Annotated in this window: 22 protein-coding genes; 10 read left to right on the top strand and 12 right to left on the bottom strand. The window is 69.2% G+C overall.

The annotated features are described in order from the left end of the window. Positions 1-58 precede the first annotated feature (58 nt). Positions 59-982, top strand: coding sequence for a LysR family transcriptional regulator (locus AC3A6R_RS15850; protein WP_487860328.1), 924 nt, complete (start codon positions 59-61; stop codon positions 980-982). Here AC3A6R_RS15850 and AC3A6R_RS15845 read toward each other — a convergent pair. Further along, positions 939-3644 (bottom strand): LuxR C-terminal-related transcriptional regulator, encoded by a 2706-nt coding sequence (locus tag AC3A6R_RS15845; protein ID WP_487864848.1) that lies wholly within the window; start codon positions 3642-3644, stop codon positions 939-941. The genes AC3A6R_RS15850 and AC3A6R_RS15845 overlap by 44 nt on opposite strands. Before the next feature lie 115 nt (positions 3645-3759). Between AC3A6R_RS15845 and AC3A6R_RS15840 the strand changes: the two genes are divergently transcribed. The 5 genes from AC3A6R_RS15840 to AC3A6R_RS15820 are packed head-to-tail and all read left to right on the top strand — an operon-like array spanning position 3760 to position 8323. Next, on the top strand, positions 3760-4749 hold the full coding sequence (locus AC3A6R_RS15840) for a Bug family tripartite tricarboxylate transporter substrate binding protein (protein ID WP_487860330.1): 990 nt from the start codon (positions 3760-3762) through the stop codon (positions 4747-4749). 10 nt (positions 4750-4759) lie between these two features. Next, positions 4760-5629, top strand: a complete 870-nt coding sequence (locus tag AC3A6R_RS15835) for an enoyl-CoA hydratase/isomerase family protein (RefSeq protein ID WP_487864847.1) — start codon at positions 4760-4762, stop codon at positions 5627-5629. Beyond that, a complete protein-coding gene (locus AC3A6R_RS15830; protein WP_487864846.1) occupies positions 5626-6879 on the top strand; it encodes a CaiB/BaiF CoA transferase family protein in 1254 nt (417 codons plus the stop codon). Before AC3A6R_RS15835 ends, AC3A6R_RS15830 begins: the two co-directional genes overlap by 4 nt. Next, on the top strand, positions 6879-7598 hold the full coding sequence (locus tag AC3A6R_RS15825; RefSeq protein WP_487864845.1) for an enoyl-CoA hydratase-related protein: 720 nt from the start codon (positions 6879-6881) through the stop codon (positions 7596-7598). The genes AC3A6R_RS15830 and AC3A6R_RS15825 overlap by 1 nt, the downstream gene beginning before the upstream one ends. Beyond that, positions 7595-8323 (top strand): NAD(P)H-dependent oxidoreductase, encoded by a 729-nt coding sequence (locus tag AC3A6R_RS15820; RefSeq protein WP_487864844.1) that lies wholly within the window; start codon positions 7595-7597, stop codon positions 8321-8323. The genes AC3A6R_RS15825 and AC3A6R_RS15820 overlap by 4 nt, the downstream gene beginning before the upstream one ends. Before the next feature lie 21 nt (positions 8324-8344). Here the strand turns inward: AC3A6R_RS15820 and AC3A6R_RS15815 are convergent, their stop codons facing one another. From AC3A6R_RS15815 to AC3A6R_RS15765, 11 genes are all read right to left on the bottom strand, one after another. Then, complete coding sequence (locus tag AC3A6R_RS15815; RefSeq protein WP_487864843.1) at positions 8345-9997, bottom strand: AMP-binding protein; 1653 nt, start codon at positions 9995-9997, stop codon at positions 8345-8347. A gap of 25 nt (positions 9998-10022) precedes the next feature. Then, complete coding sequence (locus tag AC3A6R_RS15810) at positions 10023-10799, bottom strand: enoyl-CoA hydratase (protein ID WP_487864842.1); 777 nt, start codon at positions 10797-10799, stop codon at positions 10023-10025. Positions 10800-10801: 2 nt separating this feature from the next. Then, on the bottom strand, positions 10802-11266 hold the full coding sequence (locus tag AC3A6R_RS15805) for a MaoC/PaaZ C-terminal domain-containing protein (RefSeq protein ID WP_487864841.1): 465 nt from the start codon (positions 11264-11266) through the stop codon (positions 10802-10804). A 54-nt stretch (positions 11267-11320) separates the two neighbouring features. After that, positions 11321-12520: a CaiB/BaiF CoA transferase family protein gene (locus AC3A6R_RS15800; RefSeq protein WP_487864840.1), complete on the bottom strand. Its 1200-nt coding sequence runs from the start codon at positions 12518-12520 to the stop codon at positions 11321-11323. Between the two features lie 26 nt (positions 12521-12546). Continuing rightward, positions 12547-13707, bottom strand: a complete 1161-nt coding sequence (locus AC3A6R_RS15795) for an ABC transporter substrate-binding protein (protein ID WP_487864839.1) — start codon at positions 13705-13707, stop codon at positions 12547-12549. Positions 13708-13726: 19 nt separating this feature from the next. Next, positions 13727-14485 carry an ABC transporter ATP-binding protein gene (locus AC3A6R_RS15790; protein WP_487864838.1) on the bottom strand — a complete coding sequence of 253 codons (759 nt, stop codon included), beginning with the start codon at positions 14483-14485 and terminating at the stop codon, positions 13727-13729. After that, positions 14472-15239 (bottom strand): ABC transporter ATP-binding protein, encoded by a 768-nt coding sequence (locus tag AC3A6R_RS15785; RefSeq protein WP_487864837.1) that lies wholly within the window; start codon positions 15237-15239, stop codon positions 14472-14474. Before AC3A6R_RS15785 ends, AC3A6R_RS15790 begins: the two co-directional genes overlap by 14 nt. After that, the gene (locus AC3A6R_RS15780) at positions 15236-16273 is read right to left on the bottom strand and encodes a branched-chain amino acid ABC transporter permease (protein ID WP_487864836.1); all 1038 of its coding nucleotides are present in this window, start codon (positions 16271-16273) and stop codon (positions 15236-15238) included. The genes AC3A6R_RS15785 and AC3A6R_RS15780 overlap by 4 nt, the downstream gene beginning before the upstream one ends. Next, positions 16270-17121, bottom strand: coding sequence for a branched-chain amino acid ABC transporter permease (locus tag AC3A6R_RS15775; protein WP_487864835.1), 852 nt, complete (start codon positions 17119-17121; stop codon positions 16270-16272). The genes AC3A6R_RS15780 and AC3A6R_RS15775 overlap by 4 nt, the downstream gene beginning before the upstream one ends. A 9-nt stretch (positions 17122-17130) precedes the next feature. Beyond that, positions 17131-18165 (bottom strand): glycoside hydrolase family 88 protein, encoded by a 1035-nt coding sequence (locus AC3A6R_RS15770; RefSeq protein WP_487864834.1) that lies wholly within the window; start codon positions 18163-18165, stop codon positions 17131-17133. Positions 18166-18257: 92 nt separating this feature from the next. Beyond that, positions 18258-21737 (bottom strand): indolepyruvate ferredoxin oxidoreductase family protein, encoded by a 3480-nt coding sequence (locus AC3A6R_RS15765; RefSeq protein WP_487864833.1) that lies wholly within the window; start codon positions 21735-21737, stop codon positions 18258-18260. A 208-nt stretch (positions 21738-21945) separates the two neighbouring features. Between AC3A6R_RS15765 and AC3A6R_RS15760 the strand changes: the two genes are divergently transcribed. The 4 genes from AC3A6R_RS15760 to AC3A6R_RS15745 all read left to right on the top strand — a co-directional run bounded on the left by AC3A6R_RS15760 (position 21946) and on the right by AC3A6R_RS15745 (position 25756). Further along, complete coding sequence (locus AC3A6R_RS15760) at positions 21946-23103, top strand: CaiB/BaiF CoA transferase family protein (RefSeq protein WP_487864832.1); 1158 nt, start codon at positions 21946-21948, stop codon at positions 23101-23103. 46 nt (positions 23104-23149) lie between these two features. Next, positions 23150-24280: an acyl-CoA dehydrogenase family protein gene (locus tag AC3A6R_RS15755; protein WP_487864831.1), complete on the top strand. Its 1131-nt coding sequence runs from the start codon at positions 23150-23152 to the stop codon at positions 24278-24280. Between the two features lie 22 nt (positions 24281-24302). Further along, on the top strand, positions 24303-24980 hold the full coding sequence (locus AC3A6R_RS15750) for a TetR/AcrR family transcriptional regulator (protein WP_487864830.1): 678 nt from the start codon (positions 24303-24305) through the stop codon (positions 24978-24980). Positions 24981-25078: 98 nt separating this feature from the next. Then, on the top strand, positions 25079-25756 hold the full coding sequence (locus tag AC3A6R_RS15745) for an alpha/beta hydrolase (RefSeq protein WP_487864829.1): 678 nt from the start codon (positions 25079-25081) through the stop codon (positions 25754-25756). The last annotated feature ends 33 nt before the right edge of the window (positions 25757-25789 follow it).

Here is a 25789-nt window from a genome sequence, read left to right as displayed (position 1 = left end):
CGCGCGGCTGCAGCCAGTCCTATCATGGGGTTTTGCGATAACGGTTTGGAATCGCGCCATGCTGCTCAAGGACCTCCAGTCGTTCAGGATCGCCGCCGATTTCGGCAACCTGCACAGCGCCGCCGATGCGCTGGGCGTGACCCAGCCCGCGCTCTCCAAGGCGATCCAGCGGCTGGAGACCTCGCTCGGCGTGCGGCTGTTCGAGCGCACGCCGCGCGGCGTGGCGCTCACGGCCATCGGCCAGGCGCTGTATGCGCGCAACCTCCAGCTAGGGCAACTGGTCGACGACATCCACAACGAGGTGCAGGACCTGAAGACCGGGCAATCGGGCGAGCTTCGCATCGGCACCGTGCCGGCGATCGTCGAGTCGGTCATGACGCCGGTGCTTGCGTCCTTCCTCGGTGCGGCGCGCGATGTGCGGTTCCAGGCGCATGTGCAGCTCAGCGGCGTGCTGATGCACCAGCTCGAGACGGGCCTGCTCGACTTCGCGGTGGCGGCGATGCAGCCCGAGACCCCGGCGGCGCTGTCGTGCGTGCTGCTCGGCGAGCAGCAGTCGTTCGTGGTCGCACGCAAGGGCCATCCGCTGCTGCGCCGGCCCTTCACGCTGCGCGACATGGCGGCGCAGCCGTGGGTGCTGCCGCCACCGAACATCGCGCTGCGCGCCTGGGTCGCGTCGATGTTCGATGAAGCGGGCATCGCCATGCCGGCTGCGTTCCTGCAGGCCGATGCATCGCCGGCCGTGTTTGCGCCGTTGGTGCGCGCCAGCAACCTGCTGACCGTGATGACGGCCGACTCGCTGGGCGCAAGCACCGGCGCCGGCCTGAGCGCCTTGCCGGCGCCCGCGCCGGTCTGGACGCTGCAGATCGGCCTGTTCTGGCGGCGCAATGCCTACTTCTCGTCGCTGATGCGGGACTTTCGCGACAAGGTGATCGAGGTATTCAGCGCGCGCGACGCGCAACTGCATCGGCGGCCGGCGCGCTGAGCGCCGGGCTCATGGCGCCGTGGCGCATCACCGCGAGCGCCTGATAGCGCGTGGTGACGCGCAGCTTGGCGTAGATGTTGCGCAGGTGCCATTTCACGGTTTCGCCCGACATGCCCAGCGCCCGCGCGATCTCCTTGTTGGGCAACGCCAGCGCGAGCTGCTGCATCACCTCCGCCTCGCGCGCGCTGAGTGCTTCGGGCGCCGCCGGCGCAGGGGCCAGGCCGGGCTTGCCGAGCGCGGCGCCGGCCAGCGGGCCCTGCCCGGCCGCCGCGCGCATCCGGTCGGCATGGAACGAGAGCAAGGTGTCTTCCCTGGCCAGCGAGAGTGCGCCGTCGAGCAGTTCGCACACCGATGGATGCGCATCGAGCACGCTGCGCACCAGGCCGAGCCGTTGCGCGAGCCTGAGTCCCTGGAGTGCGCTCGCGGAGGCCAACTCGCCTTCGCCGAGCGCATGCGCAACAGCCGCGCGCTGGAACAGAAGCGCGGCGACGCGGCGCTGGCGGCCACGCGCCTCGCAGAGCGCGATCAGCGCATCGATCCGCCCTCGCGCGATTTCCAGCCGGCCCGCGTAGATGTGCGCGAGGATCTCCGCCCGCCGGGCGACGATGGCGATCTCGCTCAGCGCCGTGCTGTCGCTGCGTTCATGCAGCGCATGCAACTGTGCGATCTCGTCCCAGGTCGCATGCGCCTGCGCGGTCTCGTGCCGCGCCAGCTGCAGGCGCATGCGCTCGAGCAAGGCATAGCAGAGCAGCCGGTCGAGCCGCCGCGCGCGCGCATACATGCGCAACCCTTCGGCCACGCGCAACGCCGTGTCAAGCTGTCCCAGCACGGCATGGGAACGGCAGATGCCGAGCATGACGCGCAGCAGCGGATCGGGCAGCGAGTGGGTCATCAGCTCCGGCAGCCTCGCCTCCAGGGCCAGCACGCCCGCGAGATCGTTGATCTCATAAAGGGTCTCGCCGAGCAGGCCGATGGCGAGCACCTTCGGATCCAGGAACGCGCGGCCGCCAGGCTCCGCCTCGCGGAGCACCTCGCGATAGACATGCTCGGCCTTGCTCATGTGGCCCTCGAGTGCAAAGCTCAGGCCTTCCAGGCACCGGCCGCTGAGCGTGCCGAACAGCGTGCCGTGCGGTGCTTCGCGATGGCCGGCCGATCGTTGAAGGCGGCGGGCGTCCGCGTACTGGTTGCGGTAGATGCGAATCCACGACCAGACGTTGCGCTCGCCCGCGAGCGTGATCGGGTCGACGCGCAGGTCCTTGGTGCGCCGGGGCGCGCCGCGCAGCGCCGACTGCGCCGCATCGATGTCGTCCCGGAACATGGCGAGCCATCCGCGCAGAACGCACATGCGCCGCCGGGTGGTCGAATCGGCCGCACCGACATCGCCGTCGAGCGCGGCGAGCATGGCCTCGCAGGCGTCGAAGCGCTGCTCGGTCAGCGCGAGCAGCGCCACCCACAGCCGAAGCTGTGGCCGGTGGCGGGCTGCGGAGGCCGGCACGAGGCGAACCAGTTCAGCCAGTGCATCGTGCCGGCCCGACTGGAAGAGGGCGCCGGCCCAGGTCTCGACAAGGTCGGCTGCCCGGGCCAGGTCGCGACCCGCCACGGCCTGGCGGACCGCGTCCGCAGGGCGGCCTTGCGCGGCAAGGTACACGCTCGCGATGCCATGCCAATGGCGGCGCTTCAACGCCTTCAGGCGTGCGAACCGGCGCTGGAGCACCGTGGCCATCATGGGATGAAAGCGCCACCAGCCGTCCGGCGAAGCCGCGTCGAGAAAGCCTGTGCGTGCGAGGCGATGGAGGAATTCGAGGGCTTCGGGCATCGACATGCCACCGGCCGCTGCGACAAGGCCCACATCGAAGGCCGGCGTGGCCGAGAGCACCGCCACGGTCCTGCGCTGGGCTTCGGTCCAGTCGGAGAAAACCTGCGTTTCCAGGCAGTGCGCGGCAGCTTCCGGCACGAGGTCGGCCGCTTCGCCCGACCGGGCGGCGCGCTGCAGCGCTTCGCAACTTGCCACCAGGCCCAACGTCCAGCCGCGGCTAGCCTGCTGCAGGGCCGGGGCTTCGGTGTCGTCGCCCAGTCGGGACTGGACCAGCGCGTGGGCCTCGTCGTCGGACCAGCGCAGATCCGCCGCGCCGAGTTCGAGCAGTTGCCCGTGCATGCGCAAGCGCTCCAGGGGCAGCGCGAGGCCGTTGCGTGAAGCGAAGACGCATTGCAGTCGAGGCGGGGCGTAGTCGAGCAGCGGCTGCAGCGCGAGCAGCACCGAGGCGTCCGGGACGTGATCGAGGTGATCGATGACCAGCACCACCGGCTTCAGCGACGCGGCGGCATGGCGCATCGCCGTCACGGCGACGTCCAGCAGTTCGGAGAACGCGTCCCTGCTGCGCGCGCGCCGCCGCGGCGGCGGCGCCGGCCAGCACGGAAACTGCTCGGCACAGCGCGCGGCCATTTCAGCCGCCAGGCCGCGCGCGCTCGCGGCATCGACCCAGACCACCGTGCGTTGCGTGCGCAGCTGGCGTGACCACGCCGCCAGCAGCGCGGTCTTGCCGCTGCCGGCGGGCGCGGCGAGCACCACGCAGCGCCTGTCCTGCGCGCGCCGCAGCGCTTCGAACAGACGTGGCCGCGCGAAATGGGTCTCGGTGGTGTCGGGATGAACGGTCTTTCGCACGGCAAGGATTGTACGGATCCGGTGCTAACCCGACCCCCCGAAACGGGGGGGGCGCCGTGACGAAGGCAGCGCAAGAATCGGCACACAAGGACCATGCAACTGCAGGAGACATCGATTGAACCATCCACTCATCACGCGGCGCGGGGCCAACGCAATCGCGCTGGCCTGGCTGGCCGGCGCCGCGCTGCCTTCGCACGCGGCCGCCTATCCGGACCGCCCGGTAAAGATCGTCCTGGGCTTTGCGCCCGGCGGCGCGACCGACGGCCTCGCCCGTGTGCTGGCGCGCAAGCTCGGCGAGCGCATGGGCCAGCAGTTCGTCGTCGACAACAAGCCGGGTGCGGCCACCCGCATCGGCATGGAATTCATGCAGAAGGCACCGCCCGACGGCTACACGCTCGGCCTGGCCACGGCCGTGACCACCACGTTTCCGCTGATGTTCGAGAACCTGGCATTCGCGCCCGGCAAGGACTTCGTTGCGATCAGCATGCTGGGCCGTGCACCCACCTTCCTCATGGTGCGCCACGACCTGCCGGCCAAGGACTATGCCGGGTTCGTGGCCCTCGGCAAGAAGACCGGCCAGCTCACGCTGGGCCATCCGGGAAACGGAAGCAATCCGCACATCGCCGGCCTGGCGCTCGCGCGCGCAGCGGGCATGCCGGTCGTCGCCGTGCCGTACAAGGGAACGCAGCCCACGGCCACGGCAGTGGGCGCGGGCGAGGTCGATTTCGCGATGATGGAATATGCCGTGGCGCGGCCGATGCTGGAAGCCGGCAAGGTGCGCCTGTTGGCGGTCACGGAGCCGGCGCGATCGCGCATCCGGCCCGAGGTGCCGACCGGCCGCGAGGCCGGCATCACGCAGGACATCGAAGGCCTGACCCCGTGGTTCATGCTGCTGGCCCCTGCGGGCACGCCGCCAGCCGTGGTGGATGCGCTCAATCGCCAGGTGCGCGAGGCGCTCGCGGACAAGGAGGTGCGCGAGCAGTTGGCCAACCTCGGCGTGGAGCCCGAATCGAGCACGCCGGGCGAGGCCTCTGCGTACTTCATGGCACAGCGCCAGCGCATCGCCCGCCTGGCCGCCGAGCTCCAGCTCTCGCTGAAGTCCTGAAAGACCGGGAGTGACCGCACCGACCTTCCAGGCGGCATCGCTGCGCGTGAGCGGCGAGGTTGCCGAATTCGTCCACACGCGGCCCGAGGCGCGCAACCCGCTGGGGCAGGCGCTTCGTGAAGACTACGTCCGTCTGCTCGACTGGATGGGTTCCGGCGGCAGGGCGGTCCGTGCGCTGGTGCTGCGCGGCGCCGGCGGCAGCTTCAGCGCCGGCGGTGATGTGCGCGAGATGGCGGCCCGGCTGCAGAACCCGCAGCAGCACACGCCCGCGCAGACCGAGGCGCGCATCGCGTCGGCCAACCGCTGGTTGCAGCAACTGCTCGGGCTCGATGCCGTGGTCATCGCGGCCGTCGACGGCCCGGCGTTCGGCGGGGGCTTCAGCCTCGCGCTGCATGCGGACTTGGTGCTCGCCACGCCACGGGCGCGTTTTTGCATGTCGTTCGCGCGCGTCGGCGCGGTGCCCGACTTCGGCGCGCACTGCCTGTTGCCGCGGGTGGTCGGCCTGGGCGTCGCCCGCGACCTGCTGCTCACCGCGCGCTCCATCGATGCCGACGAGGCCAGGCGCCTGGGCATCGTGCACGCGGTCCACCCGGTCGAGCGACTGCCGGACCGCGCCCTGGCGGCGGCACGGCAGCTGGCGCGCGGCCCGCGCGACGTGTTCGCCGCGACCAAGCAGCTGCTGCAGCGCAGCCACGACGCGGACTACCTTGCCCTCGGCGACATGGAGGCGCATGCCCAGGGTCTTGCCATGGCCGCGCCCTATCACCACGACGCGGCCCGCCGCTTTCGCGACAGGCAGCCGCTCGCCTACGACTGGGACCGCGATGCCGTCGCGCCCGGCACCGACAAAAAACGACCAGATGGAACCCCCGCAACGTGATCGACGCTTCTTCCTTCCCTGATTCTTTTTCCCCTTGTGCGCCACGCACCACACGCGGCGGGCCGCTGGCCGGGCTGCGGGTCATCGACATCGCCACCATCGTGGCGGCACCGACGGCCGCCGCATTGCTCAGCGACTATGGCGCCGACGTCCTGAAGGTCGAGCTGCCGGGCGCAGGCGACGGACTGCGCACCTTCGCCCCGTTCAAGGACGGCAGGTCGCTGTGGTGGAAGGTACTCAACCGCGACAAGCAGCTGGTCTCGCTGGACCTGCGCAAACCGGAGGGCAGGGTGCTGTTCCTGCGCCTGGTCGAGGAGGCCGATGTGCTGGTGGAGAACTTCCGGCCCGGCACGCTCGACGGCTGGGGCCTGGACGCGCAGACGCTGCGCAAGGCGCAGCCGCGGCTCGTGATCCTGCGCGCCACGGCCTTCGGACAGGACGGCCCGTACAAGGACAAGCCGGGCTTTGCGCGCATCTTCGAGGCCATGGGCGGCATGGCCTACATCAGCGGCGAGCCCGACGGAGAGCCGATGCATGTCGGCTATCCCATCGGCGATTCGATCGGCGGCCTCTTCGGTGCGCTCGGCGTCATGTCGTCGCTGTGGAAGCTCGCGCGCGACCCGCTGGCCAAGGGAGAGGACATCGACCTGTCGATGACCGAAGGCGTGCTCAAGCTGCTGGACTTCCTGACGCTCAAGCAGGACCTGCTCGGCACCACGCACGAGCGCTCGGGCAACGTGAGCCAGTACGCGGCGCCCACCGGCGTGTACCGCACGCGCGACGGCCATTGGGTGTCGCTGTCTGGCAGCACCAACGCGCTCTATGCGGCGAACTGCCGGGCCATCGGGCGGCCCGAGCTGATCGACGAACCGCGCTTTCGGCATAACGTGGACCGCTGCGCGCATGCGGGGGAGATCAACGGGATCTTCCGCGACTGGTTTGCGGCGCACGACCTCGACCATGTGCTCGCACGCTTCGAAGCCTGCGGCGGCACGATCGCGCCGGTCTATTCGTCGCAGCAGATCGTGGACGACGCCCAGGTCAAGGCGCGCGGATTCCTGCAGCCGGTCGACGACGAGGACTTCGGACGCGTTCGCATCCCGGGCGTGGTGCCGCGCTTCAGCAACCATCCCTGCACCGTCTCGCAGACCGCGCGCGGCATCGGCGCGGACAACGCGGCCGTGTTCAAGCGGCGGCTCGGGCTCAGCGACGAGCAGCTCGACCGCCTCGCCGAACAGAGGGTGATCTGATGGAAGCCATCCACAGCCACCGCGAGGGCGGGGTGCTGGTGCTGGAGATCGACCGCATCGCCCGGCGCAACGCCATCGACCTCGCGATGTTCGGTGCGCTGGCCGAGGCCTTGTGCGCCGCGCAGGACCAGGTCGACATCCGCGCCGTGCTCTTGTGCGGCGCGGGCGAGGGCTTCACCGCAGGCCACGACCTGCAGGCCTTTGCGCAGTGGCCGCAGGCCGTGCACGATCCGGTGCCCCGGTTTCTTCATGCGCTCGCCGCGTTGCGCAAGCCGCTGGTGATTGCGGTGCATGGCTTTGCGGTCGGCATCGGTGCGACGGCGCTGCTGCACGCCGACTGGGTGCTCGCCGAGCCCGACGCGGTCTTGCGGTTCCCCTTCGTCGACCTGGGCATCGCGCCCGAGGCCGGCGCGAGCCTGCTGCTGGCGCCGGCCGTCGGAACGCTGCGCGCGCGGCAGTTGCTGCTCGGCGGCGGCCCGATCACCGCGCGCGAGGCCTGCGCCTGGGGACTGGTCACCGAGCTGGTTCCGCGCGCCGAACTCCGTGGCGCCGCCATGGCGCGCGCGCGCGAGCTCACGGACAAGCCGCAGGGCATGGTCAGGCGCATCAAGGACTGGCTCGCGCCGGCGGATGCGCTGCATGCGCGGATCGACGAGGAGATCGAAGCCATCAACCAGGCCGTGCGCGAGCGCCGGCCGTCATCCGTGTCCCATCCATGAAGCAGGCCCACATCGTCTACTGCCATCCCGAGCCGAAATCGTTCGTCCACGCGATGAGCCGCACCGCGCGCGATGCGCTCGAGCGCTCCGGCTGGTCCGTGACGCAATCGGATCTCTATGCCAAGGGCTTCAATCCCGTGGCCGGGGCCGGTGACTTCGAAAACCGCAGCGATCCCTCGCACCTGGTGTATTCGCTCGAGCAGCGCCATGCGCGCGCGCAGGGCACGCTGGCGCCCGACATCGTGGAGGAACTCGAGCCCGTGCTGGCGGCCGACCTGCTCGTGCTCGCCTTTCCGGTTTTCTGGTTCTCGGCGCCCGCGATGCTGAAGGGATGGTTCGACCGCGTGCTGTTGTCGGGCACCTTCTATGGCGGGCGGCGCGTGTACGACCGTGCGGGCATGGCGGGCCGACGCGCGATGGTTCTGACCTCGCTCGGTGGAAGGGCGCACATGTTCGGTCCCGGTGCAATCCACGGCGAGCTGCCGATGGGCATGCTGCGGCATCTCATGCAGGGCACGCTGGGCTATGTCGGCTACGCCGTGCTCGAGCCGTTCATCGCCTACCACGTGCCGTACGTGAGCGACCAGGAACGCGGCCGGATGCTTTCGTCCCTCGATGCGGCCGTGGCCGACCTGGAGATGCGGCCCTTGCTGCCGATGCCGTCGCTGGAGCGCTTCGACGAGCAGTTCCGCCCGAGAGACGGTGGGCCGGCCGCGCCGGCGTAGCAGGGCGGCGCAGGAGCCGGATCAACGGCCATCGGGTTGTCGACTGCCCGCCAGCGCACGCAGGTCGACCCGCTGCGCCTTGCGGTCCCAGGTGGAGGGCGTCACGCCACGCGCGCGCAGCGCGGCCTTGCGGACCTTGTTCGTGGGCGTGCGCGGCAGTTCGTCCAGCATATCGACATAGCGCGGCACCATGTAGTGTGGAAGGCTGCGCGCCAGGTGCGTAAGCAGCGCCAGCGCGTCGAAGTTGCCGGCCGCGGGCACGACGGCCAACAGCACGTCGTCGTCGCTTTCGAACTCGGAAGGCACGCCCACCGCCGCGCATTCGCTCACCGACGGGTGCTGCAGCGCGGCCACCTCGATCTCGTACGAAGAGATGTTCTCGGCGCGGCGGCGGATGCGGTCGCCCAGGCGGTCGACGAAGTGATAGCAGCCGTCCTCGTCCCGCCATGCGAGGTCGCCGGTGTGGAACCAGAGATTGCGCCACGCCTTCTGCGTGGCCTCGGGCATGCCGAAGTAGCCCTGCATCAGGGTCCACGGGCGCCGCCCGCGAACCACGATCTCGCCGGTGCTGCCGGCGGGCACCGGCAGGTCGGTGACGGAATCGACCAGCTGGAGTTCGTATTCGTCGGAGACGAGCCGGCCGCAGCCGGGGCGCAGCGGCTCGTCGAGCGAGTTCCACAGCGGAATGTTGACCTCGGTCATGCCCCAGACCTCGAGCCCGCGCACCCCGAAGCGGCGTTCGAAATCGGCCGCGATGTGCTGCGGAAACGGCGACGTGGCGAGCCGCTGCAGCGGGTTGTGCGCGTCGTCCGGGCGCTGGGGCGTCGCATGGATCATCTCGAGCATCGGACCGTGCCCGATCGACACCGTCGCGCCGCAGGCGCGTACGCGGGGCAGCCAGTCGGCGGCGCTGAAGCCGCGGTCCATGCAGACCCGGGTCCCTGCGATGAGCGCTGCATAGACGGCCACGTAGCGCGGCGACATGTGGAACAGCGGATGGAAGATGTAGTAGGCGTCGTCAGGCCCGAGCTTGAGTTGCCGCGCGCTTTCCAGCGACACCAGGTAGGTCTGGGCATGCGGCAGCATCACGCCTTTCGCGGGTCCCGAGGTGCCGGAGGTGAAGATGATCGAGGCCAGGTCTTGCGGCTGGGCGCCGGGTGCTTGCCAGCCCGCCGGAGGTTCGTCCGGCAGCGGCAGCGGCGCAGATCGCAAACGCGCGAAGCGCACGTGCTCCGGTGGCGCTGCGGGTTCGCTCTCGTCGTCGAAGTGAAGCGCGTCATCGAGCAACGGAAGCTGCGCCTCGCACTCGGACAGCGCGGGAAGATGGCGCTGCGCCACCAGCATCAGGCGCGCCTGCGCGGTGTTGATTGCGTGTTCCAGCGGCCGGCCGCGGTAGGCGGTGTTGATGGTGACGTCGACCGCGCCGAGCAGGTTCAGCGCGAACCAGCAGCGCAGGGTGGTGAGGCAGTTGCCACCCATCACCACCACCCGGTCGCCCGGCGCGACGCCCTGCCGCTGCAGCGTCTCGGCCAGTGCCTGCACCTGCAGCTGCAGCGTGCGAAAGCCGACGGGCTCGCCGCCGACCATGCCGATGAAAGGCGCGTCACCCGATCGGGCAACGCGCTGCGCCAGCGCATCGCCCAGGGTCCATCGTTCGAAGGGCAGGTCGAGCATCGTTCCTCTCGGGGGGCAGTGGGCGTCAGCGGTGTTTGTACACCGGCCTTCGCTTGGCGGCGAAGGCCGCGGCGCCTTCCTTGTGGTCTTCCAGCGCGAAGGTGGTGTGGGCGAGCCGGCGCTCGAAGCGCACCCCCTCGGCCAGCGGCACCTCGAACGAGCGGTTCACCGCCTCCTTGGTCATGTAGACGATCGGGCGCGACAGCTCCGCGATCTGGGTGGCCACGCGCAGCGCTTCGGGCAGCAGCTCCGCCGATGCGACGATGCGGCTCACGAGGCCGCAGCGCTCGGCCTCGGCCGCATCCATCATCCGGCCCGTGAGGCACATCTCCATCGCCTTCGACTTGCCGATGGAGCGCGACAGGCGCTGCGTGCCGCCGGCGCCGGGCATCACGCCGACCTTGACTTCGGGCTGTCCGAAGCGGGCGTTCTCCGAGCACAGTATGAAGTCGCACATCATGGCCAGCTCGCAGCCGCCGCCGAGTGCGAGCCCGTTGACCGCCGCGATGATGGGCTTGCGGCAGCGGGTGGCTTCTTCCCAGTTGCGGGTGATGAAGTCCTCGAGCAGCGCGTCGGCGTAGCCCTTGTCGGCCATTTCCTTGATGTCCGCACCCGCCGCAAAGGCGCGGCCGCTGCCGGTGAGCACCATGCAGCCGATCGCGTGGTCGGCCTCGCAGTCGCGGATGTGGGTGGTGAGCTCGTCCATCAGCTGCGTGCTCAGCGCGTTCAGTGCCTCGGGGCGGTCCAGGGTGATCAGGCCCACCGGCCCTTGCTTCTCCAGCAGAACGATCGGCTTGGCCATGCTCAGGCCTCCCGTGTTTCCAGCGCCACGAAGCGCAGCACGTGCTCGCCCACCAGCACCACTTCGTCGTTCTGGTTGGTGACCTTCAGCGCGGCGTAGGCGCGGTCGCGTTCGATGTCGATGCGGGCAATTTCGTAGTGGATGCGGATGGTGTCGCCGAAGAACACCGGCGCGACGAAGCGCAGCCGGTCGTAGCCTGCCGAGACGCCGTCGACGCGGTACTTGAGGCCGAACATGGCGGCCGCCGCCGAGGTGAAGCCCACGACCAGCGCCCCCTGCGCGATGCGGGTGCCGAAGCGCGAGCCCTTCATGTAGCGCTCGTTGATGTGGTTGGGCGAGAAGTCGCCGCAGATGCCTGCGAAGAGATAGACGTCCGATTCCGAGATCGTCTTCTCGATCGCGATCTTGTCGCCGATCTTGATGTCGCGGATGGTGGCGCGGGGGCCGGTGTCGAAGTCGACGAACATGGTTGTCTCCGTTGTGGTGGGAAGTGGGTGTGGTGTCTCGGCGGCGGGGCTGCGTCAGGCAATGACCTGCTCGCGGCGCAGCCGCTCGATGTCGGCGGCGGTGTAGCCGAGTTCAGCGAGCACTTCGTCGTTGTGCTGGCCCGGCAACGGCGCAGCCCGGGTTGCGAGCTGCGGGGCGGCGGACATGTGCAGTGGATTGCCCACGGTGCGTACGCGGCCGTGCACCGGATGGTCGAACTCGATCAGCATTCCGTTGGCGCCGATCTGCTCCTGGGCGATCGCCTCATCGAGCTGGAGCACTGGCGCGCAGAGCACGTCTTCGCGGTCGAGCCGCTGCAGGCATTCGGCCGTGGTGTAGCTGGCGAAGGCCGGCGCGAGGATCGCGAAAATCTCGCTGCGCTTCGGTCCCCAGAATGCCTTGTCGGCGTACTCGGGGCGGGCCGAAAGGTCTTCGATCCCGAGTGCGCGGCACAGGTCGGCCAGCGGGTTCGGCCTGAACACGCCCACCAGCGTGACCGCCCCGTCGCGGGTCGGGAAGATGCCGATCAGATTCTGCGTGACCCAGTTGACGGGCTTGTCGCGCAGCAGCTGCTGCGTGACTTCCTGCTGCTGCATCGTGAGCAGCACGTCGAGCAGGCACACGTCGATGCGCTGGCCGAGGCCCGTGCGCTCGCGCTGGTAGAGCGCCATCAGGATGCCCTGCGCGAGGATCATGCCGGAGGTGAAGTCGCCCAGCGCCGTCGGAAAGAGTTGCGGCACGCCTTGCGCATCCGGGTTGCGCGAGGCGATGCCGGAGAGCGATTGCGCAAGGAAGTCCTGGCCGCCCTTGTGCGCCAGCGGCCCAGCCGGACCGAAGCCCGAGCCGGCGGCATAGATCAGCCGCGGATGCCGCGCATGCAGTGCGTCGAAGCCCAACCCCAGGCGCTCCGCGACGCCGGGGCGGAAGTTGTGCACCAGCACGTCGGCGCGCGCTAGCAGCTGGTGCACGATCTGGCGCCCGGCCTCCGACCCCATGTCCATCATCATTCCGCGCTTGTTGCGGTTGAGGGCCAGGAAGTATGCGCTCTGGCCGTCCGGTTCGGTGATGTAGGGGTCGGTCGTGCGCGAGATGTCGCCATCGCCGGGCCGCTCGATCTTCACGATCTCCGCGCCGAAGTCGCCGAGCACCTGCGTGGCGCAGGGCCCGAACTGGACCTGGGTCAGATCGACGATGCGCACCCCATGAAGGGGAAGGGTCTTGTCAGCCGTCATCATGCAAAAGCCTTGCTCGGTCTCGGGGGTCACTTCGGGTCGAGGTTCTTGAACTTGCCGTCGCGCACCGTGACGTAGAACAGCGTTTCCTTGGTCCAGCTGTCATGGTCGGTGGGCGAGAACCGGATCGGCGCGGCCGCATAGCCCTTGATAGGGCCCATGGTCTCGACCTTGTCGCGCAGGCTCGGGCCGTCGGTGGCGCCGGCCTTGAGTGCCTGCACCACGGTGGCCATGGCGTTGGCACCCAGCAGCGCGCCGAAGCCGGCCACGCCGCCCTTGTTCTTGAGCAGGTCGAACAGATCGACGAGCGGTCCCGCCTCGTCGGGGTTCACCAGCGCGGGCGCAATCAGGTTCTCGGCCGCCTTGCCGCCGTTCTTGATGATCTGCTTCTGCACGATGCCCGCCATGCCATAGACCGGCACGTTCAGCCCGACTTCCTGCAGCTTGCGCAGCAGCGCGCCGGCCGAACCGGTGCTGGAGGTGGCGAGGAACACCGCATCGGGCTTGGCATTGCGGATGCGCATGGCATGTGCGGTGAGGTCGGTCGCGGCCTTGGGGGCGGAGGTGTGCTCCACCACTTCGACCTGGCCGTTCTTCTTGGCCACCTGTTCCATCATCGCGGAGGCCTGCTGGCCGTAGGCGTCTTCCTCGGAGAAGATGGCCAGGCGCTTGCGCTTGTCGGCCACGATGCGGTCGAAGCTGGCCGGCAGGTCGGTGTCGATCGGCACGGACATGCGGAACATCCACTTGGAAAACGCCTCCTTCGGATCGGTCACCGACTGGGTGCCGACCATCGGGAACACCGGCACCTTGGACCGCATCGCGAGGTCGGCGAAGGCCAGCGTTTCCGATCCGGTGGTGGCGCCGATGATCGCGATCACCTTGTCGTCCAGGATCACCTGGTTGGCCAGGCGCGCCGCCTCCGTCGGGTTGGTCTTGGTGTCTTTCACGATCAGCTCGATCGGGCGGCCGTTGATGCCGCCCGCGGCGTTGGCGCGCTCGGTGACCGCCTCGATGGCGGCGCGTTCGTCCGCCCCGTAGGCCGCCGCCGGGCCGGACAGCGCGAGCAGCAGCCCGACGCGGAAGGGCTCGCCCTTGGCGGCCTGCGCGGCGGCATGGAGGGGAAGGCCGGTGATGCCGAGCGCGAGCGCGGCGGCCAGTGTGAGTCGTCTGCCGGTACGGTGGTCCATGTGTCGTCTCCTGTGGTTGTCAATGGGAAAGCGCAGCGGCTTCCTTGCGCTGCAGATAGAGCCCGGCAATGCGCTCGCGGTCGGCGAGCGCGGCGCGCGGGCCGCTGTGAACGACCTTGCCGCCCACCAGCACGATGAAGCGGTCCGCCACGGCCTCGACCAGGTACTGGTTCTGCTCGACGAGCAGGATGGGCAGGCCCCGGGCGCGCAGGTCCAGGAGCACCTTCGCGAGTTCGTCGACGATGATCGGCGCCAGCCCCTGCGTGGGCTCGTCGAGAAGCAGCACGCGCGGGCTGCAGGCCATGCACTTGGCAACCGCCAGCATCTGCTGCTGGCCCCCGCTGAGCGCACCGGCCGCATCGTTCCAGCGCGTGCGCAGGAAAGGGAACAATCCGAGCGCGTCTTCGAGCGCCTGCTCGCGCTTGCGCCGGTCGGTCAGCAAGGCGCCCAGGCGCAGGTTGTCGGCGACCGTGAGCGAGGGAAACAGCCCGCGGTTGTCGGGCACCGTGGTCAGGCCCATGCCGACGCGCTTCCAGCCCGGCATGGCATCGATGCGCTGGCCGTCGAGCGTGATCGCGCCGCTGCCGGACACCGTGCCGTTGAGCGCGCCGATCAGGCTGGTCTTGCCCGCGCCGTTGGGGCCGATCAGCGCCACCAGTTCGCCTGGCGCCACCCGCAGGTCCACCGGGTAGCACGCGGTGAGGTTGCCGTAGCGCGCGGCCACGCCCTCGACCTGCAGGCCGCGCAAAGGGGGAAAGGTCGGTTCAGGCTGCGACACGTTGGCCTCCAAGGTATGCGGTTACCACTTCGGGATCGTTGACCACCTGCTGCGGCGGGCCGGAGGCAACCACTTCGCCGCGCACCAGCGCCAGCATGTGGTCGCTCAGTTCGGCGACGAAGCCGACGTTGTGCTCCACCAGCAGCACGCCGACGTTGCGCGCGGCCGCATCGCGGATGGCCCGCGCGAGCAACGAGCGATCGTGCTCGTCGACGCCGGCGGCGGGTTCGTCCAGCAGCAGGTACTGGGGCTCGCTGGCCAGCGCCCGCGCGACTTCGAGCAGCCGCAGCCGGCCGAGCGACAGCGCCCCCGAGCGCTGCAGCGGGTCGGCGGTGAGCTCGAACTGCGCGATCAGTGCCCGTGCCTGTTCGCGCAGGCGTGCGTCATGGCCGCGCCGTGCGCCGGTCGAGATGAAGCTGCCCGCCAGCGTCGGCTTGTTGCGCGAATAGAAGCCCAGCATCACCGCGTCGAGCACGCTCGCGTCCAGGTCCAGGCGCGGGGTCTGGAAGGTGCGCGAGATGCCCAGCTGGATGCGTCGGTCCATCGGCAGCTGAGAGATGTCGGCGCCGTCGAGCTCGACCGAGCCCTGCTGCGGCCGGGCCACGCCGGTCAGGCAGTTGAAGAGCGTCGTCTTCCCCGCGCCGTTGGGGCCGACGAGTCCGGTTATGCGGCCCCGCTGAACCTGGACGCTGACGTTGGTCAGCACCTTGAGGCCGCCGAAGGCGATGCTCGTGTTGCGTGCGTCCAGGCTCATGGCAGCACCCCCGCGGACGGCGGTGTGCGCGCCACGGCATCGCTGCGCCCATGGCTTTGCGCAGCGGTACCGCCCGTGCCGGCCGATGCCGGGCGGCTGCGCAGCCAGGCGAGAGGACGCAGGCTCAGCAGCCCGTCGGGCGAGAACAGCAGCACCAGGATCAGCAGCGAGCCGAAGAACATGCCCTGGCTCTCGGTGCCGGGCAGCAGGTCGCTCGCCAGGGTGAAGAAGATGGCGCCGACGATCGGTCCGAGCACCGACTTTCGCCCGCCCACCACCACCATGAACAGCACGTTGGCCGACATTGCGATCGACAGCGAATCGGGCGCCACATAGCCCAGCGTGTGCGCGTAGAACCAGCCGCCGAGACCGGCCACGCCCGCGGTGATAGAGAACATCATCGCCAGGTCGAAGGGCACGCTAACCCCCATCGACTGCGCCAGCAGATGGTCGGTGCGGATGGCGTTGAGCGCTCGGCCGCGCAGGCTCGACGTGAAGTTGACATAGCCGATCACCAGCAGCAACACCAGCGCCCACACCGCGAAATGCGAGCCGATGCGCGAGTTGCCGATGAATGGCAATGTCGGTATTCCGTTGATGCCGATGAAGCTGCCGGTGAAGTCGCCGCCGCGCTGCAGCCCGACTTCGACCACCGTTCCGATCGACAGCGTCACCAGCGCCAGCGACAGCTCGGGCAGGCGCAGGATGGGCTTGGAGATGAGAAAGGCCACCACCGCCGGCAGCAGCACCGCCGGCACGAGCGACACCATTGGCGCGAGGCCGTAGCGCGTGCTCAGGATGGCCGTGGTGTAGCCGCCGATGGCCGCGAACGCGCCCTGGGCGAGCGAGACCGTGCCGCCCTGCCCGTAGAGCATGCCCAGCGGCAGCGCCAGCAGCGCGTAGATGCCGATGGTGGTGGAGGTGCTGTAGACCGAGCCGCGGAACTGGCCGAGCGCGGTGGCGATGGCGAAGCCGATGACCAGCACGCCAACGCTGGCGCCCCACTTGCGGGCGAAGGTGGTGTCGTGCGTCATGGCCGGGCTCCCGAGAAAGCGGCGCTGGGCAGGCGGCCGGATGCGAGGATCAGGATGATCAGCGCCGCGGGCACCGCGTGCGCCCAGCCGCTGGGCAGGTAGGTCTGGCTCAGCGACTCGGCCAGCCCGACGAACAGGCCGCCGAAGAAGGCCGGCACCGGGCCGCGCTTGCCGAGCACCACGGCGCTGCTGAATGCGATCGTCGTGAAGGTGAATGCGCTGGCATAGGTCATGCCGATGGACATCGCCGCCAGGATGCCGCCCACGCCGGCGATGCCTGCGCACAGCACGAAAGTCAGGAACTGCGTGCGCTTGACCGGAATGCCCACCAGCGACGCGCCCTTCGACGAGATCGCGCAGGCCCGCATGCGAAGGCCGGCCGGCGACCACTTGAGCACCGCGCTGAGCAGCAGCATCAGCACCACGCTCAACGCGAGGTTGAACATGCCCTGCACACTGAGCACCGCGCCCACGACGCTCAGGTTGCCGCTCATGCGATCGACGAACTGGTTGTCGGTGCCCACCACGACCAGGATGGCCGATTCCACCAGCAGCATGAAGGCGAAGGTCGCCAGCACGATGGGCATCGCGTCGCGCATGAAGCGCAGCGCATGGAATCCCAGGAACACCGAGCCGGTGATGCAGCCCAGCGCCAGTGCCGCAGCGAGTCCGGCCACGGGCCCCCATGGCAGCCCGAAGGCCGCCACGGTGACGCCCGCGACCACCGCATAGGCGCCGATGGACACGTCGATCACGTCGGTGGTGACCCAGATCACGCTCATCGGCACGGCGAAGAGCGCGTAGATGGCACCGAGGAAGATGCCGTTGAAAAGGATTTCGAGAACCATGTCTTTTCCTCAGGCCAGGTGGTGCCGCAGCTGCGCCGCCGCCTGGATGAAGAAACCCTGCCCATAGAGCGTGGTGGCGAAGGGCACGCCCGGGCCGCCCGGCGGCACCTGCACGCCCGGGATCGCGCCGTCGGGCTCGATCGAGCCGGCCACGATGCGCAGCGCGCGCTCGGCCTTCTCGATATAGGCGGCTTCGAGCCAACCCTGGTTGACGGCCTTGGCCGCGCTGTAGGCGAACATCAGCGTGCCCGAGGCTTCGAACTTTGCGTAGTCGTCGTCGAGGATGTTGTGGAAGAAGCCGCAGCGGTCCTGGTGGGCGGCGATGGCGTCGAACACCTTGCGCCCGAGCGCCTTCAGCTCGCCGGCGCCGGCATGATCGGTGCCGATCTGCTCGATGGTGTCCACCAGGCAGCAGGTGAGCCAGCCGTTGCCGCGGCACCAGAAGGTCGATTGCAGGTAGCTGTTGGGCGTCTCGCGCCAGGCGTGGCGCGCAAGGTGCAGCTCGGGGTCGACCAGGTGGCGCACGTACACCGCAATCTGCTTGAGGGCCTCGTCCACCAGTGCGGGCTGGTTGTCGATGCGGCCCAGGCGCGCGAGGAACGGGCACATCATGTAGATGAAATCGATCCACAGCTCGGGGCCTTCCTTGCGCACGGAAATGCCGCCGTTCCTCGTGCGTGGGCCGGCGAGCAGTGCCTGCGCCTGCCGGCGCGCGGCCTGCAGCAGATGGTCGCCGCCGTCGCGCTCGTAGTAGGCGAGCACGTTGAACGCCAGCGCGCTCGACAGCGACGCCGTGGGCGTGAACACCGCGGCATGGCCGGTGGCCAGTTCGATGCGCTCGTCATAACCCAGGAAGCCGCGCGAGGATTGCACCTGCACCGCGCGGTCGACCCAGGCGCGGGCCTTCTCCACCGCCTCTGGCTGGTCCCACATGAGGATGCCGGTGATGGCAGGGGATTTTTCCCAGACGTCGCGCTCGTAGGGATGCGCGAGCGTGTAGTCGGTGACTTGCTGTACGGCAGCGGCGAGGTCGAGGTGATGCATGCTTGTCTCCTTGGTTCTCGAAAGTGCAGAAGAAGTGAATGCCGGAAAGGCGCCGGCCTTCCGGTGCGTGGGTACGGTGTCAGGCCACCACATCAAGCCGCGATGGGCAGGCGCTGCGCCTGCCATTGCTGCCACAGCGCGTCGCGGCGCTCGCGCACCTGTGACACGTGGCGCTCGCGCACATGGCCGTAGCCGCGGATGTGTTCCGGCAGTTCGGCCACCGCGACGGCGGTGGAAAGCCTGGCCGCGTCCAGGTTCTCGAGCAGGCGGTCGATGTCCGCCTCGTACTCGGCGATGTCGCGCAGCGCGTGCCGCCGGTCGCGGTTGCCGCGGAACGGGTCCAGCACGGTGTTGCGCAGCCCGCGCAGTCGCGCGAGCCAGCCGAACGCGGTCAATGCCCAGGGTCCGATCTCGCGCTTGCGCGGCAGCCCGGTGTTTGGGTCGCGCGTGGCGAATGGCCAGGCACCGATGTTGAAGTGCAGCCGGTAGTCGCCCTCGAAGGCGCCCGCCAGCGATTCGCGGAACGCCGGCGAGGCGTACAGGCGCGCGACCTCGAACTCGTCCTTGTACGCCAGCAGCTTGTAGTAATAGCGCGCAACGGCGCGCGTCAGGCGGTCGCCGCCCTGCAGTGCCTGCTCGGCTTGCGCGACGCGATCGACCAGCGCGCGGTAGCGTCGGGCATAGGCGCGGTTCTGGTACTTGACGAGCTCCGCTTCACGGTGCGCGATCAGGTCGGGCGTCTTGCGCGCGCGGTTCGGCGTGAAGCTCACGACATTGGCCGGGCGCACGTGGCTCTCGACGGCCGGCAGGTCCACCGCCGCGCGGCGGCCCCACAGGAAGCTCTTCTCGTTCAGCTCGACGCCCACGCCATTGAGCTCGATCGCGCGCTGCATCGCGTCGAGGCTCACCGGCAGCCAGCCGCGCTGCCAGGCATAGCCCAGCAGGAACATGTTGGCCGCGATCGCGTCGCCCATCAGCGCGGTCGCCAGGCGCGTGGCTTCGATGCCTTCGGCGGCCGAGCCGCTCGCATGCGCGATGCGTGCGAGCAGTTCCTCTGGCACCACCTTCCAGTCGGGATCGCGCGCGAAGGCGCTCGTGGGCGAAACCTCCATGTTCACCGCGACCCGCGTGCGGCCGGGCACCATCTTGGAGACCGCGTCGGTGCCGGCGCTGACGATCAGGTCGCAGCCCACCACCAGGTCGGCCTCGCCGCTGGCCAGGCGAGCGGTCTTGATGCGGCCCGCATCGGGTGCGATCCGCACGTGGGACATCACCGCGCCGTATTTCTGCGCCAGGCCGGTCATGTCGAGCGCACTCGCCGCGTGGCCGTCCAGGTGCGCGGCCATGGCGAGCACGGCGCCCAGCGTGATCACGCCGGTGCCGCCGATGCCGGTGATGAGGATGGCGTAGCCGTCCGCGATGTCCGGCAGTGTCGGCACCGGCGGCGCGCCGAAGCCGCCGTCGCCCTCACCGGGCGCGCCTTTCTTCCGCAGGCGCCCGCCGTGCACCGTCACGAAGCTCGGGCAGAAGCCTTCGACGCAGGAATAGTCCTTGTTGCAGCTGGACTGATTGATCTTGCGCTTGCGGCCGAATTCGGTTTCGAGCGGCTCGACCGAGAGGCAGCCGCTCTTGTCGCTGCAGTCGCCGCAGCCTTCGCACACCGCGGCGTTGATGAAGGTGCGCTTGTCCGGGTCGGCATAGCGCCCGCGCTTGCGCAGGCGCCGGCGCTCCGTGGCGCAGACCTGGTCGTAGAGCAGCACCGAGACATCGCCGTACTCGCGCAGTTCGCGCTGCACCGCATCGAGCTCGCGCCGGTGGCGCACCGGCACCCCGGGCGGCAGCTTCATCGCCGGATCGTCGTAGCGCGCGGGATCGTCGGCGACCACCACGATGCGCTTGACGCCTTCGGCCTGCAACTCGCTGACCATCTGCACCGTGCTGAGCTCGCCGTCGATCGGCTGGCCGCCGGTCATCGAGACGAAGCCGTTGACCAGCAGCTTGTAGGTGATCGGCACATGCGCCGCGACCGCCTGGCGAATCGCGAGAAAGCCCGAATGGAAGTACGTGCCGTCGCCCATGTTGGCGAAGATGTGCTTCTCGTCGGTGAAGGGCGCCTGCCCGACCCACATGGCGCCTTCGGCCCCCATCTGGCCCACCGTGCCGTAGGGGTCGCGTCCGGTCAGGAGCACCATGCCGTGGCAGCCGATGCCCGCGAAGGCGCGGCTGCCGTCGGGCAGGTGGGTCGATGTGTTGTGCGGGCATCCCGAGCAGAAGGTCGCGGCACGGACGGCGCCGGGAAGCTTGTCGCTTTCCGGATTCGCGGGCGGCTCGAACGGCAGGCCCAGCAGCGCCGCGATGCGCTCGGCGATCAGCGGCGGCGCGAGCTCGCCCACCGAGGAGAACACTGCATCGCCGCGCGCGTCGGACCATTCGCTGCTGCCCGCGAACTTGCCCACGATGCGCGGCTTGCGCGCAAGCCGCGCGTCGTAGAGGATGGCCTTGACCTGATGCTCGAGCAGCGGGCGCTTCTCCTCCACCACCACCAGCGTGTCCAGGCCATCGGCGAAGCGCTCGACGATGGCCGGATCGAGCGGCCAGACCAGGCCGATCTTCAGCAGGCGGATGCCCGCGGCGGCGACCGCCTCGTCGCTTGCATGGCCCAGGCTGCGCAGTGCCTGCCGTACGTCGGCGAAGGCCTTGCCCGCAGAGACGATGCCGATGCGTGCGCCCGGCGCGTTCGCCACGATGCGGTCGATGCCGTTGGCGCGTGCGTACGCCTGCGCGGCATGCAGCTTGTGCTCGTAGAGGCGCTGCTCCTGCACTTGCGGCGAGATGTCGTTGCCGCGGATGTTCAGCCCATCGGGCGATGCCGGCTTGGGCGGCAAGGTCGTCGCGGGCAGTGCATCGCCAACCTGCACGCTGCCGGAGCTCTCGACCACGTCGGTCACCACCTTCATGCCGATCCAGCAACCCGAGTAGCGGCTCATTGCGATGCCGTGCAGACCGAAGTCGAGGATGTCCTGCACGTTCGACGGATAGAGCACCGGAATGCCGCTGGCCATGAGCGCGTAGTCGGACTGATGGGCCGTGGTGGACGACTTCGCCGCATGGTCGTCGCCCGCGATGGCCAGCACGCCGCCGTGCTGCGAAGTGCCCGCCGAGTTCGCGTGCTTGAAGGCATCGCCGCTGCGATCCACGCCAGGGCCCTTGCCGTACCAGATGCCGAACACGCCGTCATAGCGCGCACCGGGCACGCTGCCCACGTACTGGGAGCCCCACACGGCGGTGGCCGCGAGGTCCTCGTTGACGCCCGGCTGAAAGTGGATGTGGTGCGCCTTCAGCAGCTCCGCCTGGGACCACAGCTCCTGGTCATAGCGACCGAGCGGCGAACCGCGGTAGCCCGAGATGAAGCCGGCGGTGTTGAGCCCCTGGCGTTCGTCACGGCGCCGCTGGTCGAGCGCCAGCCGCAACAGCGCCTGCGTGCCGGACATGAAGACCTGCCCGTTTTGTTGCAGGTACTTGTCGTCGAGATCGACTTGCAGAAGTGCTTCTGCAGGTGTGCGTGCGTTCATCCTGTCTCCGTTGGCTGGCGATGTTCCGGCTTGCGCGATCCGGCTGCTTCGCTTCATACTATCCAGCCGGTATGTAAATCGAAGTCGATGGTACAGCCGCAGTTGTGCGCGGTGCAAGGCGGATGGCCTACGGGTTGTCCCTTGGATTGCGCTTCGCCAGTCACGTTGGTGACGAGTCCACATGCAATCACGAAGACGAGGAGACAAGTTGAGCGCTACCAAACACATGAAGCCGCTGGAAGGCATCCGCGTCGTCGACATGACGCGCCTTGCCCCGGGCCCCTATGGAACGATGCTGCTGGCGGACCTCGGTGCGGAAGTCATCGTCGTCGGCGGCGGGCGCGCGGGGCCGCCGGTGTCGACCTTCGCGCGCGGCAAGCAGTTCATCACGCTGGATCTGAAATCCGATGAGGGCCGGCTTGCGCTGGTGCGGCTGTGCGACAGCGCCGACGTTTTCATCGAGGGCTTTCGCCCCGGCGTGGCCGAGCGCCTCGGCGCGGGCTACACCACGCTTTCGGCGAGCAATCCGCGGCTGGTGTATTGCTCGCTCACCGGCTATGGACAGACCGGTCCGCGCGCACAGGAAGCCGGCCACGATTTGAACTACCTCGCCTATACCGGTGTGCTGGGCGCGCTCGGTCCGCCCGACGGTCCGCCGCAGGTGCCGCTCAATGCGATCGCCGACATGGCCGGCGGCGGCATGCTGGCGGTGATCGGCATCCTGGCCGCGCTGCAGGAGCGCCACCGCAGCGGCTTCGGCCAGCACGTGGATGCCGCCATGATCGATGGCTGCATGTCGTTGATCGCCATGCACTATCCGGCTTGGCAGACAGCGGCCATGCCGCGGCGCGGTGATGGCTGGCTCGCCGGAACGGCGCCCAACTACCGCTGTTACCGCTGCGCCGATGGCGGCTACATGGCCGTGGGCTCGCTCGAGCCGCAGTTCTTTCGAGCGCTGTGGAAGACGCTGGCGCTGGGCGAGCCGGTGCCCGATGCGATGAGCCACAGCGCTTGGCCCGCGATCGAGCGCACGCTGGAGGCCACCTTCCGCACGCTGCCCCGAGACGCATGGGTGGCACGCTTCGAAGGGGTGGACGCCTGCGTGACGCCGGTCCTGTCGCCGGACGAAGCGTGGCAGGACGCGCAGGTGCGCACCCGCGTCGACCCCGCGCGCCCGAGGGAAGTGCCGGCCGTGCCGGCCTTCAGCCGCAGCGCCATCGCGCCCGCGCCGCTGGACCTCGGCGACCGCAGCGTCGGGGTCCTGTCCGCGCTCGGCTTCGCGGCGATGGACATCGACAAGGCCAGCCCGCCCGCGCAGCGCGGCGTGCAGGACGGCCTCGCATGGCCACCGCGCTTCACCGATTGAGGCCGTCGCCTCGACACACCGGCAACCCACCCAGGAGACACGTCAGATGCGTTCGATCGAACAAGCCAGCTACCAGGAATTTCGCGAGAGCCTTCGCCGCTTCGCGCGAGAGAAAGTCGCGCCGCATGCGGCCGCGGTCGACCGCGAGGCGCGCCCGCCGCTGGAGGCCATCGAGGCCGCGTTGGCGCTCGGCCTGCCCGGGCTGCCCTTCGAGGAGCGCCTCGGTGGAAGCGGCGGCGACCTTTTCGCACAGGTGCTGACCACCGAGGAACTCGCGCGGGCATGCGCCTCGACGTCGCTGACCATCACCAGCGGATGGGTGCTCGAGGGCGTTGCCGCGCACGGGTCGCCGGCGCTGCAGGAGGCCGTGATCCGCCCAGTCTCGCAGGGGCGCATGCGCGGCGCGTGGGGCCTGACCGAACCCCAGGGCGGCTCCAACCTGATGGGGGCGCAGACGCAGGCGCGCCGCGACGGCGACAGCTGGATGTTGCGCGGCACCAAGCGCTTCATCACCAACGCGGGCTGGGCTGACTGGTACCTCATCTTCGCGAGCACCGGGCCCAAGGCTTTCGGCATCTTCATGGTGCACCGGGACGACCCCGGCCTGCGCTTCGGCAGGCAGGAAGACAAGATGGGCATGCGCGGCAGCCCGACCGCGGACGTCATCCTCGAGGACTGCAGGATCCCGGTCGGTCGGGAGGTCGGCGATCCGCAGCGCGGCGCCGAATACATCGTCGAGATGCTGCACAATTCGCGCCTCACGATTGCGGCGCATGCGCTCGGCATCGCCCAGGGTGCCCTGGACGAGGCGCTGAACTACACTCGCTCGCGCGAACAATTCGGCCAGCCCATCTCGCGTTTTCAGCTGCTGCGCGGCATGGTGGCGGACATGGTGCTCAAGGTCGAGGCGGCGCGCAGCGTGCTGTATCAGGCCGTCGACTACCGGATGCATGCGAATCCGCAGGCGCGCAAATACGCGTCGCTGGCCAAGGTCCTGTGCAGCGATGCGGCCATGGCGGTAACGACCGACGCCGTGCAGCTCCACGGCGGTTACGGGTTCCTGAAAGACTATCCGGTCGAACGAATGATGAGGGATGCGAAGGTGACGCAGATCTGGGAGGGCACCAACCAGATCCAGCGGCTGTTGATCGCGAAGGAGGCCTATGCGGGTCAGTGAAAAGCAAAAAAAAACAACGACGGTGTCCGCATCCAAGCCGGCTGCACCCAGGCCGGCCGCCGGCCGCAAGCGCGCCGTTCGCGGTGCCAAGGCCGCGTCGGGGCCGGAGCACAGCACGGCACGCATCATCGAGGCGGCCGTGCACCTGTTCGCGACGCGGGGCTATGCCAGCAGCACGCTCGAGGAGGTCGCGGCAAAGGCGGGCTTCACGAAAGGTGCGGTCTACTACTACTTCAAGAGCAAGGAGCGCCTCCTGCTCGACGTGCTGAGCGCCATCGAGGCGCGCTCCATCGACGCGACCATCGACGCCGTGCACAAGGACGGCGGCACGCCCTCGGCCCAGCTCGTCAACTTCGTGCGGCATCAGACGCGCTGGGCGGCCAAGTATCCGAAGGATCTGGCCATCCTCGTGCTGCTGTCCATCGAAACGGCGAACACCAAGTCGAAGGTGCGAACCAAGATGCTCGGCCTATACGCGAAGCTCGCGGGCCTGCTCGAGGAGATCATCGATGCCGGGAAACGCGCCGGCGAGTTCAGTGCGGAGCAAGACACCAAGGACACGGTGCTCTATCTGCAGGCCGTCCACGACGGCAACATGATGATCTGGTATCGCAGCGGCACCGATCCCGACATCGGCCGCAAGCTCACGAGAGCGACGTTCAGCGGTTTTCTTCACGCGGTCAAGGGCGAAGGTATGTGACCGAGCCGACGCAGCGAGGCGGAGCGCGCCTACGGCGCGGTTGTGCCTCGCCGGCCAGGCTGACTGCATCGAACGACACACCGGGAGGCTGAATGACGATGAGTGTCGGGACCGATTCCGCCGCCGAGAACGCGCTGCTGGTCTGTCCGGGCTGGGACGACCACGGCCGGCCGCAGTACGAAAAACTCAAGGACGAACTCGCAGGTCTTCGCTGGGCCTGCCGGCGCGCGCGGTTGCCCGATGCCACCTGGCGCGACGACGAGCGCGCCGGCATCGTGCCGCGCGACAGCCTCGACCAGGTGGCGCAGGACCACGACGCGCTGGTGCGCGCGATGGCGCGCCCGCCGCGCCGGATCGCGGTGCTCGGCTTCAGCTACGGCGGCTACATGGCTGCGCTGCTCACCTCGGTGCGGCAGGTTGACCTGCTCGTGCTGCGCTCGCCGGCGCTCTATCCCGACCACGACTGGAATGCGGAGAAGGAACAGCTCGACGAGTCGAAGCTGCGCGACTACAGGATGCGCCTGCATGCACCTCCGGACAACCGCGCGCTGGCCTGCTGCGCATCGTTCGAGGGCGACGTGCTGCTCGCCGCGTCGGAGCACGACGAGGTGATTCCGCCCAGTGTGATCGAGAGCTACCGCCGCGCCTTCGGCCGTGCCCGGTCGCTGGCCTTCTTCATGCTGCCGGGCGCGGACCACGCGCTCACTGCCGCGGACCACAAGGCCGCGTACCACCGGCGCGTGGTCGAGTGGTTGCAGGCCGTGCCGACCCCGTGAGCGGAATCCGTCCGACAGCTGGCCGGCTCGCGG

This window comes from Variovorax sp. Soil_C_19 (assembly GCF_057657255.1).
This window is presented reverse-complemented; position numbering and strand designations above follow the sequence as displayed.